Source organism: Streptomyces mesophilus (assembly GCF_011044995.1).
Classification (GTDB): domain Bacteria; phylum Actinomycetota; class Actinomycetes; order Streptomycetales; family Streptomycetaceae; genus Streptomyces; species Streptomyces mesophilus.
Map to the genome: position 1 here is coordinate 1 of NZ_JAAKZW010000229.1, position 12,738 is coordinate 12,738.

General features: G+C 68.9%; 11 protein-coding genes and 1 pseudogene. 4 read left to right on the top strand and 8 right to left on the bottom strand.

Going from position 1 to position 12,738, the window contains the following annotated elements:
- The first annotated feature begins 96 nt into the window (after positions 1–96).
- Together gabT and G6045_RS41750 are read left to right on the top strand one after the other, a co-directional pair.
- A complete protein-coding gene (gabT, locus tag G6045_RS33700) occupies positions 97–1,431 on the top strand; it encodes a 4-aminobutyrate--2-oxoglutarate transaminase (RefSeq protein WP_165335991.1) in 1,335 nt (444 codons plus the stop codon).
- Positions 1,432–1,618: 187 nt separating this feature from the next.
- Positions 1,619–1,804, top strand: a pseudogene (locus tag G6045_RS41750) (phosphatase PAP2 family protein); the annotation flags it as partial.
- Between the two features lie 113 nt (positions 1,805–1,917).
- Here the strand turns inward: G6045_RS41750 and G6045_RS33705 are convergent.
- Positions 1,918–2,922: a recombinase family protein gene (locus G6045_RS33705; protein WP_328707997.1), complete on the bottom strand. Its 1,005-nt coding sequence runs from the start codon at positions 2,920–2,922 to the stop codon at positions 1,918–1,920.
- A 267-nt stretch (positions 2,923–3,189) separates the two neighbouring features.
- On the opposite strand from G6045_RS33705, the gene G6045_RS33710 reads away from it, so the two are divergent.
- Positions 3,190–3,837 (top strand): phosphatase PAP2 family protein, encoded by a 648-nt coding sequence (locus tag G6045_RS33710; RefSeq protein ID WP_235968493.1) that lies wholly within the window; start codon positions 3,190–3,192, stop codon positions 3,835–3,837.
- 49 nt (positions 3,838–3,886) lie between these two features.
- On the opposite strand, the gene G6045_RS33715 is transcribed toward G6045_RS33710, so the two are convergent.
- The 7 genes from G6045_RS33715 to G6045_RS33745 form a co-directional block, all read right to left on the bottom strand.
- Complete coding sequence (locus G6045_RS33715) at positions 3,887–4,342, bottom strand: hypothetical protein (protein ID WP_165335994.1); 456 nt, start codon at positions 4,340–4,342, stop codon at positions 3,887–3,889.
- A gap of 167 nt (positions 4,343–4,509) precedes the next feature.
- Complete coding sequence (locus G6045_RS33720) at positions 4,510–5,955, bottom strand: NAD(P)/FAD-dependent oxidoreductase (RefSeq protein ID WP_165335995.1); 1,446 nt, start codon at positions 5,953–5,955, stop codon at positions 4,510–4,512.
- 38 nt (positions 5,956–5,993) lie between these two features.
- Positions 5,994–6,794: an ABC transporter permease gene (locus G6045_RS33725; RefSeq protein ID WP_165335996.1), complete on the bottom strand. Its 801-nt coding sequence runs from the start codon at positions 6,792–6,794 to the stop codon at positions 5,994–5,996.
- The gene (locus tag G6045_RS33730; RefSeq protein WP_165335997.1) at positions 6,794–7,720 is read right to left on the bottom strand and encodes an ABC transporter permease; all 927 of its coding nucleotides are present in this window, start codon (positions 7,718–7,720) and stop codon (positions 6,794–6,796) included. Before G6045_RS33730 ends, G6045_RS33725 begins: the two co-directional genes overlap by 1 nt.
- Positions 7,717–8,880, bottom strand: coding sequence for an ABC transporter ATP-binding protein (locus G6045_RS33735; protein ID WP_165335998.1), 1,164 nt, complete (start codon positions 8,878–8,880; stop codon positions 7,717–7,719). The genes G6045_RS33730 and G6045_RS33735 overlap by 4 nt, the downstream gene beginning before the upstream one ends.
- A gap of 132 nt (positions 8,881–9,012) precedes the next feature.
- Positions 9,013–10,263, bottom strand: a complete 1,251-nt coding sequence (locus G6045_RS33740; RefSeq protein ID WP_165335999.1) for an ABC transporter substrate-binding protein — start codon at positions 10,261–10,263, stop codon at positions 9,013–9,015.
- Between the two features lie 95 nt (positions 10,264–10,358).
- Positions 10,359–11,894, bottom strand: a complete 1,536-nt coding sequence (locus G6045_RS33745; RefSeq protein ID WP_165336000.1) for a gamma-aminobutyraldehyde dehydrogenase — start codon at positions 11,892–11,894, stop codon at positions 10,359–10,361.
- A gap of 295 nt (positions 11,895–12,189) precedes the next feature.
- Here G6045_RS33745 and G6045_RS33750 point away from each other — a divergent pair.
- Positions 12,190–12,738, top strand: a 549-nt coding sequence (locus G6045_RS33750; protein ID WP_165336001.1) for an NADAR family protein, incomplete at its 3' end; no start/stop codon positions are given.

Here is a 12,738-nt window from a genome sequence, read left to right on the forward strand (position 1 = left end):
CTCCAGCACGGAGCATGCCCCGACCCGCCACCCACCCCTAGCCTGCGAAGGAGAACAACCGCGTCCGAAACCCCCACATCGCCCAAGGAGCCCCTCATGAGCGCAATTCCGCAGGAGCGCCGCGTCGTCACCGCCATCCCCGGTCCGAAGTCGCAGGAGCTGCAGGCCCGGCGCACCGCCGCCGTCGCGGGCGGCGTGGGGTCCGTGCTGCCCGTGTTCACCGCGCGCGCCGGCGGCGGCATCATCGAGGACGTCGACGGCAACCGTCTGATCGACTTCGGCTCCGGCATCGCCGTGACCAGCGTCGGCGCCTCCGCCGAGGCCGTGGTCCGCAAGGCCTCCGCCCAGCTGCAGGACTTCACCCACACCTGCTTCATGGTCACGCCGTACGAGGGTTACGTGGCCGTCGCCGAGGCGCTCGCCGAGCTCACCCCGGGCGACCACGCCAAGAAGTCCGCGCTGTTCAACTCCGGCGCCGAGGCCGTCGAGAACGCGGTCAAGATCGCCCGTGCGTACACCAAGCGCCAGGCCGTCGTCGTCTTCGACCACGGCTACCACGGCCGCACCAACCTCACGATGGCGCTGACCGCCAAGAACATGCCGTACAAGAACGGCTTCGGCCCGTTCGCCCCCGAGGTCTACCGCGTCCCCGTCGCGTACGGCTACCGCTGGCCGACCGGCCCCGAGAACGCCGGCGCCGAGGCCTCCGCCCAGGCCATCGACATGATCAACAAGCAGGTCGGGGCCGAGAACGTGGCCGCGATCATCATCGAGCCGGTCCTCGGCGAGGGCGGCTTCATCGAGCCCGCCAAGGGCTTCCTGCCCGCGATCGCCCAGTTCGCCAAGGACAACGGCATCGTGTTCGTCGCCGACGAGATCCAGTCCGGCTTCTGCCGTACCGGCGAGTGGTTCGCGTGTGACGACGAGGGTGTCGTCCCCGACCTGATCACCACCGCCAAGGGCATCGCGGGCGGTCTGCCGCTCGCCGCCGTCACCGGCCGCGCCGAGATCATGGACGCCCCGCACGCGGGCGGCCTCGGCGGCACGTACGGCGGCAACCCGGTCGCCTGCGCCGGTGCGCTCGGCGCGATCGAGACCATGAAGGAGCTCGACCTCAACGCCAAGGCGAAGAAGATCGAGCAGATCATGAAGGCCCGTCTCACCGCGATCCAGGACAAGTACGAGATCGTCGGCGACATCCGCGGCCGCGGCGCGATGATCGCGATCGAGCTCGTCAAGGACCCGGCCACGAAGGAGCCCGACGCCGAGGCGACGGCCGCCCTGGCCAAGGCCTGCCACGCCGAGGGTCTGCTCGTCCTGACCTGCGGCACGTACGGCAACGTCCTCCGCTTCCTGCCGCCGCTGGTCATCGGCGAGGACCTCCTGAACGAGGGCCTGGACATCCTCGAGCAGGCCTTCGCCCGGATCTGACCCGGTATCAGCGGGATATCCACGGGAGAACCGCCTCCGGATGCGTCCCTCCATGTGTGGACGTTTCCGGATGTGGACCCGTGGACCTGGGGTAACAGTCAGAGGTTGTGAAGACCCTGTGCGAGGGCGATGGCGGGATGTCGTTCCGCCTGTCGCACCCGCACCCCCAGGCGTAGGTTTTTCCCAGATGAGAGAAACACCCCGCCCGCAGGGGACTGCGGGCGATTCCGGCGCGGAGCCTCCCCAGCCCCGTTCCGGACGTGCCCTAGCGCACACGGTCGGAGTCCCAGGCTCCGGCGAACCTCACAGATCGGACGGCCGCCCGCCCCAAACCCCCCGGGGCGCGCGGCACACCGGTCCAGTCGGCCGTCCCTGAGGATCGGCGGACTCCGAAGGGCCAGCGCACACCCCCCCTTGCGCTGGCCCTTCGGCCCTTTCGGACGGTGCCCACCCCCTCCCTGATGCACAGCCACCCACCGCACGTTGTCAGTCGGTGTCCCGGCGAAACTCCATCCGCTCGCAAGCAGCGAGGTCCGCAGGGCCGAACTTCCCGCGCTTGATCCGGGGTTGGCCCAGCACGCCCGGGGTGAACAACAGCGCCACGATCGCCCGCTGCACCGGCACCGGCGTACGCAGCCACCTGGACATGACATTGCCCTCCGGCGAGAACAGGGAGGCGAGCCGGTTCGGACGGGACAGTTCCACGGCGGCCACCTCCAGTTCGGCGGCCTCCCTCTCCAGACGATCAATGGTCCGGGCGATGACTCGCGCCTCGGCCAGCGTCTTCGGCTCCGCCTCCTCCAGCTCCTTGAGGTCCGCTCGGACCCCGTCAAGCGCTCCCAGCGTGAGTTTGAGCTGCGCAAGCTCAGCCGGGGGCGCCTGGTCTGCGTACACATCGGGGCGAGCAAGGTAGGCGACCGTCAGGCCGGTCATCAGTTCGTCCACTGCCTCCTTGCTGATGCGGACACAGGAACGCGTTTTGCAGACGTAAGACTCTCTGTTGCGCTTATACGAGACCGAGACGGGCCCGTCGCACACATCGCATGTCATAGCTCGGGTGAACTCGTGCACCTGCGGCCCGCGGGTCGTCGTGCGGCGCGACGGTTCGCTGATGATCGCCTGCACGTCATGGAACAGCTCCTCGCTGACCAGTGACGGCCATGATGCCTTGACGGTCCGGTTCCCGGTCTTACGGAGACGGACGGGAACACGCTTGCCCTGCCGGATCTCATACTCCCGGTCGTATCCGAACGGGCAGATGCCGTGAGGCTTGCCGTCCCGGACATTGGCGTCAAGACCGCGCAGTGTGCGGGCACTGATCTTGGCGGACTCGTGCTCGGAGTCCAGCGCATCCTCCAGCAGGGACCGGCGATCACGCGGGTCGGCCGGGTCGTACGCACGACCGTGCGTCGCGACGTACACCTTCACGCCCCGCTCCTCGCACAACTCGATCAGGGTCACCCACTCGCCTACGCGGCGCGAAGATCGGATACGAGCCCTTTGTAACCCTCACGGACTGTGGTGGCGTAACGACTCGCGCTCCCCTCATCGCTGTACGCCGCCATTAGCGACACGCCTTCGAGCTCAGCTGCGCGGACGTTCTCGTCGTGCTGCTCGGGGATGCTGCGCTCCCCCCTTTGCGGATACCTGGAGGTACTCGCGTCCTGTCAGGCCTGCGAGGCTGGTCATATGGCCCCTCCCGTATCCCGTCCCCGACCCGGTCCCCCCACCAATAGGCCCAACCAAGGAACCAGGGACTTGGCTACGGGACGGCCGAATTTCCACCTCCCCTTTCTCTGCGTCATCGCCTTCGCCCTCTCCACCTGGCAAGTCGTCACCGACAGTCCGCTGCGGCGGCTCGACGAGCGGGTCGGGAACGCGATCAGGACCGGCGGTTTCCCGCACGGGATCGCGGAGGTCTTCGCCGATCTCGGCAATATCGCGGTGGCGGTCCCTGCGCTCGGCGCGGCCCTCGCCTGGATCACCCTGAAGACCAGACCGGCATGGGTGCCCCAGCTCGCCGCCGCGCTCGCTCTCGCGGCCGTGCCCGCCCTGGTCGCACCGATCAAAGCGCTGATCGACCGGCCGGGCCCGCCCGGTATGGACGGATCCGGCGGTTTCTATCCGTCGGGCCATGCGGCCACCGCGATCGTGGCGTACGGAGCGGCGGCCCTCCTGCTCCGTACGCACACCCGCTTCGGGCGCCAACTGATCGCCGTCTGCGCCCTCGTGGTGGCGGCGAACGGCTTCGGTCTCGTGCGGCAGGGCTACCACTGGCCCCTGGACGTGCTGGCGAGCTGGTGTCTGGGCGGCCTCATCCTGACCGCGCTCGCCTTCGTCGTACGAGAGAGAACTGAAGACAACGGGACAGACCTGCAGACGGGCGGGTCGGCGCGCAATGCGTGAGTGACCGGAAAGGTACGCGCCCGCCCCTTCAGTGCCGGCCCGGGCTCCCTCACTCGTCCCGCGCGATCCCCGCCGCCGCCTCGTGCATCGCCAGCTCGAGGAGCCCCGGGTCGATGAGGGTGCCGGAGCCGTCCGGCGGGATCAGCCAGCGGACTCCGCTGCCGGTCGCGCGGCCCGGGTACGGGACGACGATCCAGGTGCCGTGCCCGGCGCCCCGTACGCCGGTGCCGACCCAGCGGCCCGCCGTGCCCGCGGGCACGAAAAAACCCATCCTCGCGTCGCCGAAGTCGGCGAGGACGGGTCCTGGTCGGTCGAGGCAGCGGGTGAGGATGTCGAGCGTGGGGTAGCCGAGCTCGCCCGGCAGGATCAGTACGTCCCAGAGCCTGCCTGCCGGGAGGAGAGCGATCCCATGGGGGTTGCGCTCCCACTCCCAGCGGCAGGCCTCGGGATCCGGTGCGACCGAAACGAGCCATTCGACTGCCGCCTTAGCCCCGGTGCCGGTCATGGCGGGGCCTCCTTTTCGTGTGCGTGGCTGGGCCTGACACGAAGGAGAGGGGCTGGAGGCGACTTGCTTACGCGGGTTTCGCTACTTGTTGGTAGTGAAGCGGGTCACATCACCGGTACGGGGCGTGCGCCTGCGCAGGCGAGGCACGCGTGCGGCCCGTGACCAGGTCAGCTGTCGAAGCCGAAGCCGAGGCGGTCCATGACCTTCAACCACCCGTTGCGGCGGCCCCCGTTGAGATCCGCGCGGGCCAGGGACCGCTTGGTGAGCTCGATGCCCGTCCAGGCGAACGGCTCGGGCGGGAACGGCAGCGGCTTGCTGCGGACCATCTCGAGCTCCGTGCGCTCGGTGCGCTCCCCCGCGAGCAGATCGAGCATCACCTCGGCGCCGAAGCGGGAGGCGCCCACGCCGAGTCCCGTATAGCCGGCCGCGTAGGCGACCCGTCCCTTGTGGGCCGTACCGAAGAAGGCCGAGAAGCGGGTGCAGGTGTCGATCGCGCCGCCCCAGGCGTGGCTGAAGCGCAGGCCTGCCAGCTGCGGGAAGCAGGTGAAGAAGTGCTCGGCGAGCTTCGCGAAGGTCTCGGGCCGCTGGTCGTACTCGTCGCGGACCTTTCCGCCGTACGGATAGATCGCGTCGTAACCGCCCCACAGGATGCGGTTGTCGGCGGAGAGCCGGAAGTAGTGGAACTGGTTGGCACAGTCGCCCAGGCCCTGGCGTCCTTGCCAGCCGATCGACGCGAGCTGCTCGTCGGTCAGGGGCTCGGTCATCAGGGCGTAGTCGTAGACCGGGACCGTGTACGGGCGCATCCGGCGGACCAGGGACGGGAACACGTTGGTGCCGAGCGCCACGTCGCGGGCGAAGATCCGTCCGTACGGGGTGCGGACCGCCATGCCCTCGGCGGTGCGGGCCAGTTCGGTGGCCCGGGTGTGCTCGTAGATGCGTACGCCGAGGTCGAGGCAGGCCTGCTTGAGGCCCCAGGCGAGGCGCGCCGGGTGCAGCATGGCCACGCCGTCGCGGTCGTAGAGGCCGCCGAGGAAGGTCGGTGAGTCGACCTCGGCGCGCATGGCGTCGGCGTCCAGGAGCGAGACGTTGCCTTCGAGGCCGAGCTCCTTCAGCTCCTCGTACATCTCGGCGAGTTCGGCCACCTGGTGCGGTTCGGTGGCGACGTCGATCTCGCCGGTGCGCTCGAAGTCGCAGTCGATCCCGTAGCGCTTCACGGCCTCCTCGATGGCGTCGAGGTTGCGCGCGCCCAGCTGTTCGAGCAGGCCGATCTCGCGGGGCCAGCGGGCGAGCCCGTTGCCCAGGCCGTGGGTCAGGGACGCGGCGCAGAAGCCGCCGTTGCGGCCCGAGGCGGCCCAGGCGATCTCGCGTGCCTCGACCAGGACCACCTCGCGCTCGGGGTGCCGCTCCTTGGCGATCAGCGCGGTCCACAGACCGCTGTAGCCGCCGCCGACGACGAGCAGTTCGCACCGCTCGTCGCCGGTCAGGGCGGGGAGGGCCGCGGGCCGGCCGGGGTCGTCGAGCCAGTACGAGACGGGCTTGGCGTCCGCGAGCGAGGACAGGATGTCCTCGCGGCTCACGGCTTGCGTGGTGCTGCTCATGGCACGTGGGGCCATGATTTCCAACTCCCTTGCAGGCTCCCGTGAACGGGGGCCTATGCGTGCTTCTTCCGGCGGTTCCCGACCAGGATTCCGGTCAGGACGCAGATCACGGCGATGGCGAACATCGCCGTGCCGATGACATTGATCTGCACGGGTGTGCCGCGCTGCGCCGAACCCCAGACGAACATCGGGAAGGTCACGGTCGAGCCGGCGTTGAAGTTGGTGATGATGAAGTCGTCGAAGGACAGGGCGAAGGCGAGCAGGGCGCCGGCTGCGATGCCGGGCGCCGCGATCGGCAACGTGACCCGTACGAAGGTCTGCACGGGACCCGCGTAGAGGTCCTGCGCCGCCTGTTCCAGGCGCGGGTCCATCGACATCACGCGCGCCTTGACCGCCGTCACCACGAAGCTCAGGCAGAACATGATGTGCGCGATGAGGATGGTCCAGAAGCCCAGCTGGACGCCCATGTTGAGGAAGAGCGTGAGCAGCGAGGCGGCCATGACGACTTCGGGCATGGCCATGGGCAGGAAGATCAGCGAGTTCACGGCGCCGCGGGCGCGGAAGCGGTAGCGGGCGAGCGCGAAGGCGATCGCCGTGCCGAGCGCGGTGGCGCCGAGCGTGGACCACAGGGCGATCTGCAGGCTGAGCGAGAGCGAACCGCACATGTCGGCGACCCCGCAGGGGTCCGACCAGGCCTCCGTGGAGAACTCCTGCCAGGCGTAGTTGAACTTGCCCTTCGGCTTGTTGAAGGAGAAGACCAGGACGATGACGTTCGGCAGGATCAGGAAGGCGAGCGTCAGAAGTCCTGCGAGGACGACGAGGTTGCGGCGTATCCAGCGCGTGACGGCGGTCATCAGACCAGGTCCTCCGTTCCGGCCCGGCGGATGTAGAGCGTGACCATGATCAGGATCGCGGCCATCAGGATGAAGGAGAGCGCGGCGGCCGTCGGGTAGTCGAGGACGGTGAGGAACTGCGACTGGATGACGTTGCCGACCATCTTCTCGCTGGTGGAGCCGAGGAGTTGGGCGTTGACGTAGTCGCCGCTCGCCGGGATGAAGGTGAGCAGGGTGCCGGAGACGACACCGGGCAGCGACAGCGGGAAGGTCACGCGGCGGAAGGTGGTGAAGGGCCGCGCGTACAGGTCGCCGGCCGCCTCGTGCAGCCTGCCGTCGATCCGCTCGAGCGAGGTGTACAGCGGCAGGATCATGAACGGCAGGAAGTTGTACGTGAGTCCGCAGACCACCGCGAGCGGGGTGGCGAGCACCCGGTCGCCCTCGGTGAGGCCGATCCAGCTGGTGACGTCCAGGATGTGCAGGGCGTCGAGGCTGCCCACCACCCAGCCGCCGTCCGCGAGGATCGTCTTCCAGGCGAGCGTACGGATCAGGAAGCTGGTGAAGAACGGTGCGATCACCAGGATGAGGACCAGGTTGCGCCAGCGGCCCGCTTTGAAAGCGATGAGGTACGCGAGCGGATAGCCGAGCAGCAGACACAGGACCGTGGCGATGCCCGCGTACAGGACGGAGCGCAGGAACTGGGGCCAGTACTCGCCGAGCGCGTCCAGATAGGTCTGGAAGTGCCAGGTGACCTCGTACCCCTTCTCCAGGGAGCCGGTCTGCACCGAGGTCGAGGCCTGGTAGAGCATCGGCAGCGCGAAGAAGACGACCAGCCAGAGCAGACCGGGAAGGAGCAGCCAGTACGGGGTGAAGCGGCCGCGCTTCTTGCGGGGCTTCGCGGGAGGCTCGACGAGCGCCGTGGGCGGCGCGTCGGCGACCGTCGTCATGCGGTCACCTCGTCTTCCGTACCCGCGGCTTCGGCGGTCCCGGCAAGCAGGGACTGGGCGGCGTCGAGTCCGAAGCTGTGCTCGGGGTTCCAGTGCAGGACGACCTCGGCGCCGGGCGTGAGCCGGCCGTCGCGCTCGACGTTCTGCGCGTACACCTCGAAGGCGTCGCAGACGGGCGAGTCGATGACGTACTGCGTCGAGACGCCGATGAAGCTGCTCTGCGCGATCTTTCCGGTGATGCGGTTGCGGCCCTCGGGGATCGTGCCCGCCTCGTCGGCGTGGGTGAGCGCGATCTTCTCGGGGCGTATGCCGAGCAGCACCTTGCCGCCGGTGCGGGTGTCGGCGCTGGTGCGTGCGGTCGGCAGGGACAGCTTGGCGTCGCCCGCCTTCACCACCAGACGGTCGCCGTCCATGGCGGCGACCTCGGTGGTGATGAGGTTGGACGTGCCGAGGAAGTTGGCGACGAAGGTGGAGTGCGGGTTCTCGTAGAGGTCGGCCGGCGAGCCGAGCTGCTCGACCCGGCCCGCGTTCATCACGGCGACCTGGTCGGCCATCGTCATGGCCTCCTCCTGGTCGTGCGTGACGTGCACGAACGTGATGCCCACCTCGGTCTGGATGCGCTTGAGTTCGAGCTGCATCTGGCGGCGCAGCTTGAGGTCGAGGGCGCCGAGCGGCTCGTCGAGGAGCAGCACCTTGGGGTGGTTGATCAGGGCGCGGGCGACGGCGACGCGCTGCTGCTGGCCGCCGGAGAGCTGGTGCGGCTTCTTGCGCGCGTGGTCGCCGAGCTGGACGAGGTCGAGCATCTCGCCGACCTGCTTCTTGACGGACTTGACGCCGCGCCGGCGCAGACCGAAGGCGATGTTCTCGAAGATGTCGAGGTGCGGGAACAGGGCGTACGACTGGAAGACCGTGTTCACCGGACGCTTGTACGGCGGCAGCGACGTCACGTCCTGGTCGCCGAGGTGCACGGTGCCGGAGCTGGGGTCCTCCAGGCCGGCGATCATGCGCAGCGTGGTGGTCTTGCCGCAGCCGGAGGCGCCGAGCAGGGCGAAGAACGAGCCCTGCGGGACGGTGAGATCGAGCGGGTGGACGGCCGTGAACGAGCCGTAGGTCTTGCTGATCCCGGAGAGGCGGACATCGCCGCGGGTGGTGTCAGTCATGGCGTACCTACAAAGGGGTTCAGAGGGGCGGGAGCACACGAGGGAGCACGCGGGGGACGACGCTCGGGCGCCGGTGAGCGCAGGGCCCGGGCGCCGGTGGGCACAGGGCTCGGGCGCCGGTGGGCACAGGGCTCACGCGCCGGTGAGCTTGGCGAACTTCTCCTCGTACGTCGACTCCTCTTTGCTGCTCAAGGAGCGGAAGGAGTTCGAGCGGGCGGCCATCTCCTTGTCCGGGACGATCAGCGGGTCGTTGGCCAGCTCCTCGTCGATCTTGGCGAGTTCGGGCTTCACGCCCTCGACCGGGCACACATAGCTGATCCACGCGGCCAGCTCGGCGGCGACCGGCAGCTGGTAGTAGTGGTCGATCAGGAGTTCCGCGTTGGTCTTGTGCCGGGCCTTGTTGGGGATCAGCAGGTTGTCCGAGGACGTGTGGTAGCCGCTCTCCGGGATGTGGAACTTGATGTCCGGGTTGTCCGCCTGCAGCTGCACCACGTCGCCCGCCCAGGCCAGACAGGCGGCGAGGTCGCCCTTGTCGAGGTCGCCGGTGTAGTCGTTGCCGGTGAAGCGGCGGATCTGCTTGTTGTCGACGGCCTTCTGGAGACGGGCGATGGCCGCGTCGTAGTCGTCGTCCTTGAAGGACCCGATGTCCTTGCCCATGTCGAGCATCGTCATGCCGACGGTGTCGCGCATCTCGGTGAGGAAGCCGACCTTGCCCTTGAGCTTGGGGTCGTCGAGCATCTGCGAGACCGAGGTGACCTCACGTCCGCCGGTGGCCTTCGCGTTGTACGCGATGACGGTGGCGATCCCCGTCCAGGGGAACGAGTACGCGCGTCCCGGGTCCCAGTCGGGGTCGCGGAACTGCGGGGCCAGATTGGCGAACGCGTTCGGCATGTTGGAGTGGTCGAGCTTCTGCACCCAGCCGAAGCGGATGAGGCGCGCGGCCAGCCAGTCGGTCACGCAGATCAGGTCGCGGCCGGTGTCCTGGCCGGCGGCGAGCTGCGGCTTGATCTTGCCGAAGAACTCGGTGTTGTCGTTGATGTCCTCGGTGTATTTGACCGATATCCCGGTGCGTTTGGTGAACGCCTCCAGGGTGGGACGGCGGTTCTCGTCCTCGTCGTCGACGTCCATGTACTCGGTCCAGTTGGAGAAGGTGACGCGCTTCTCCTTCTTCGAGTGGTCGTCCGCCGCGACGCCGCCCGGGTTCTTGCTCGCCGCGGGGATGCCGCAGGCGCTGAGCGCCGCGAGACCGCCGACGGTGAGCGCACCCGCGGATGTGGCGCGCAGCATCGCACGCCGGGACATGGCGCCCCTGCCGCTGGTCATGCTGCGCCGCCAGGCGGCGAGTTGGACGGCGGTGGGGCGGTCGGGCTCGTACTGCTCCATGGCGCGTGGTGCCCTTTCGGGAGGATCCCAGTGAGGGAGGGAGCGGCCGCCGGTCATGCGGCCTGACGGCCACCCGGCGGCAGCCGGAAATCGAATCAGCGGTCCCCGAAGATCGTGCGGTGCCAGTCCTTCGCGGCCACCGCGGTGTTGTCGTACATGACGTGCTTGACCTGCGTGTACTCCTCGAAGGAGTACGAGGACATGTCCTTGCCGAAGCCGGAGGCCTTGTAGCCGCCGTGCGGCATCTCGCTGATGATCGGGATGTGGTCGTTGATCCACACGCAGCCCGCCTTGATCTCGCGGGTGGCCCGGTTCGCCCGGAACACGTCCCGGGTCCAGGCGGAGGCCGCGAGGCCGTACGGGGTGTCGTTGGCGAGCTCGAGGCCCTCGTCGTCGGAGTCGAAGGGCAGCACGACGAGCACCGGGCCGAAGATCTCCGACTGCACGACCTCGCTGTCCTGCGCGGCGTCCGCGATCAGGGTGGGCTGGAAGTAGGCGCCGTCGTTCTTGGGCGCCTCTCCCCCGGTCACGATCCGTGCGTAGCTCTTCGCGCGCTCCACGAAAGCGGCGACGCGGTCGCGCTGGGCGTGGCTGATCAGCGGGCCGAGATCGGTGTCCGGGGCGAACGGGTCGCCGAGCCGCACGGTCTCCATCAGCTGCTTCGTACGCTCCACGAAGGCGTCGTACAGCGGCCTTTGGACATACGCGCGGGTCGCGGCGGTGCAGTCCTGGCCGGTGTTGATGAGCGAGCCGGCAACCGCTCCGTTGGCGGCGGCCTCCAGGTCGGCGTCGTCGAAGACCACGAACGGGGCCTTGCCGCCGAGCTCGAGGTGGATCCGCTTGACGGTGGCGGTGGCCACTTCGGCGACGCGCTTGCCGACGGCGGTGGAGCCGGTGAACGAGGTCATCGCGACATCGGGGTGGGCGACGAGATGCTCGCCGGCCTCCTTGCCGGTGCCGGTGACGATGTTGATCACGCCGTCGGGGATCCCGGCCGCGGTCGCCGCCTCGGCGAACAACAGCGAGGTCAGCGGGGTGATCTCGGCGGGCTTCAGGACGATCGTGTTGCCCGCGGCGACGGCCGGCAGGATCTTCCAGGCGGCCATCTGCAGGGGGTAGTTCCACGGGGCGATGGAGCCGACGACGCCGATGGGCTCACGGCGTACGTACGAGGTGTGGTCCCCGCTGTACTCGCCGGCGCTCTGGCCCTGGAGGTGGCGGGCGGCGCCCGCGAAGAACGCGGCGTTGTCGACCGTGCCCGGCACGTCGAACTCACGGGTCAGCTTGAGCGGCTTGCCGCACTGCAGTGACTCGGCCCGCGCGAACTCCTCCGCGCGCTCGGCCAGTACGGCGGCGAAACGGTGCAGGGCGTCGGAGCGCTCGCCGGGCGTCAGTCCGGCCCATCCCGGGAAGGCGGCCTTGGCGGCGGCGACAGCGGCGTCGACGTCCGCGGTGCCGGCGAGTTCGTACGTGTAGACCTCGGCGCCCGTGGCCGGGTCGATCACGCTGTGGGTGCGGCCCGAAGTACCGGGGCGCAGGGCGCCGTCGATGTACTGGGCTCCGGACGCGAGGCGTTCCTGCGCGGGGAACTGAACTGCGTGGGGGTGCGGGTGGTGTGCGGCGTTACTCATCGCGCTCTCCGTAGCTCATCGCGCTCTCTGTAGCTCATCGCGCTTCTCCGTGGCTCCAGGGCTGCCGCGGCTCCAGGGCTTCCGTGGATCCGGGGGTTTCCGTGGCTCCAGCTCGATTTGAGTGCTGATCCTGACAGAGGTGGGCCCTCTCGCCAAGGGATTCCGTTGTTTCCTTTTGGTTACTCGACGGAATCTGTCGACCAGATGTCGAGTGAGCGGCGAAAACCCAGGACGGACTGTCAGTGGTGCCTGCGAAACTCGCGTGTATGGCTCGGAGCGACAGACGGGGGTGGCCATGGGTGCGAGTTCCGGACAGGACCTGACCGAGGAGCTTCAGGCGCGGCTCAAGGACGGGCAGCAGGTCAAGTTCCTGCACTTCTGGGGGCATACGGCACCGGCGGACGGGGTGGTGGGCAAACATGTCCTCAGCCAGTGGTGGCCGGCTCCGTTTGGGGTGGACGGGGAGGAGTACGCGACGGCCGAGCACTGGATGATGGCCGCCAAGGCGCGGCTGTTCGGTGACGCGGAGGCGGAGCGCAAGGCGCTGTCCGCCAAGTCGCCCGCGGCCGCGAAGAAGGCCGGGCGCCTGGTGCGCGGCTTCGACGACGCGGTCTGGGAGCGCGAGCGCTTCGGCATCGTGGTCGAGGGCAGCGCCCATAAGTTCGCCGCGCATCCGGAGCTGCGGGAGTACCTGCTCAGGACCGGCGACCGGGTCCTCGTCGAGGCGAGCCCGATGGACCGCGTCTGGGGCATCGGCCTCGCGGCGGACGATGCCCGGGCGGACGATCCCGCGCAGTGGCGGGGGCTCAATTTGCTGGGGTTCGCGTTGATGGAGGCGCGGGGG

Bases quoted from the DNA above. Each gene is read 5' to 3' on its own strand.
- gabT (WP_165335991.1), top strand. From the start codon at position 97: ATGAGCGCAATTCCGCAGGAGCGCCGCGTCGTCACCGCCATCCCCGGT.
- G6045_RS33715 (WP_165335994.1), bottom strand. From the start codon at position 4,342: ATGACCGGCACCGGGGCTAAGGCGGCAGTCGAATGGCTCGTTTCGGTC.
- G6045_RS33720 (WP_165335995.1), bottom strand. From the start codon at position 5,955: ATGGCCCCACGTGCCATGAGCAGCACCACGCAAGCCGTGAGCCGCGAG.
- G6045_RS33725 (WP_165335996.1), bottom strand. From the start codon at position 6,794: ATGACCGCCGTCACGCGCTGGATACGCCGCAACCTCGTCGTCCTCGCA.
- G6045_RS33730 (WP_165335997.1), bottom strand. From the start codon at position 7,720: ATGACGACGGTCGCCGACGCGCCGCCCACGGCGCTCGTCGAGCCTCCC.
- G6045_RS33735 (WP_165335998.1), bottom strand. From the start codon at position 8,880: ATGACTGACACCACCCGCGGCGATGTCCGCCTCTCCGGGATCAGCAAG.
- G6045_RS33740 (WP_165335999.1), bottom strand. From the start codon at position 10,263: ATGGAGCAGTACGAGCCCGACCGCCCCACCGCCGTCCAACTCGCCGCC.
- G6045_RS33745 (WP_165336000.1), bottom strand. From the start codon at position 11,894: ATGAGTAACGCCGCACACCACCCGCACCCCCACGCAGTTCAGTTCCCC.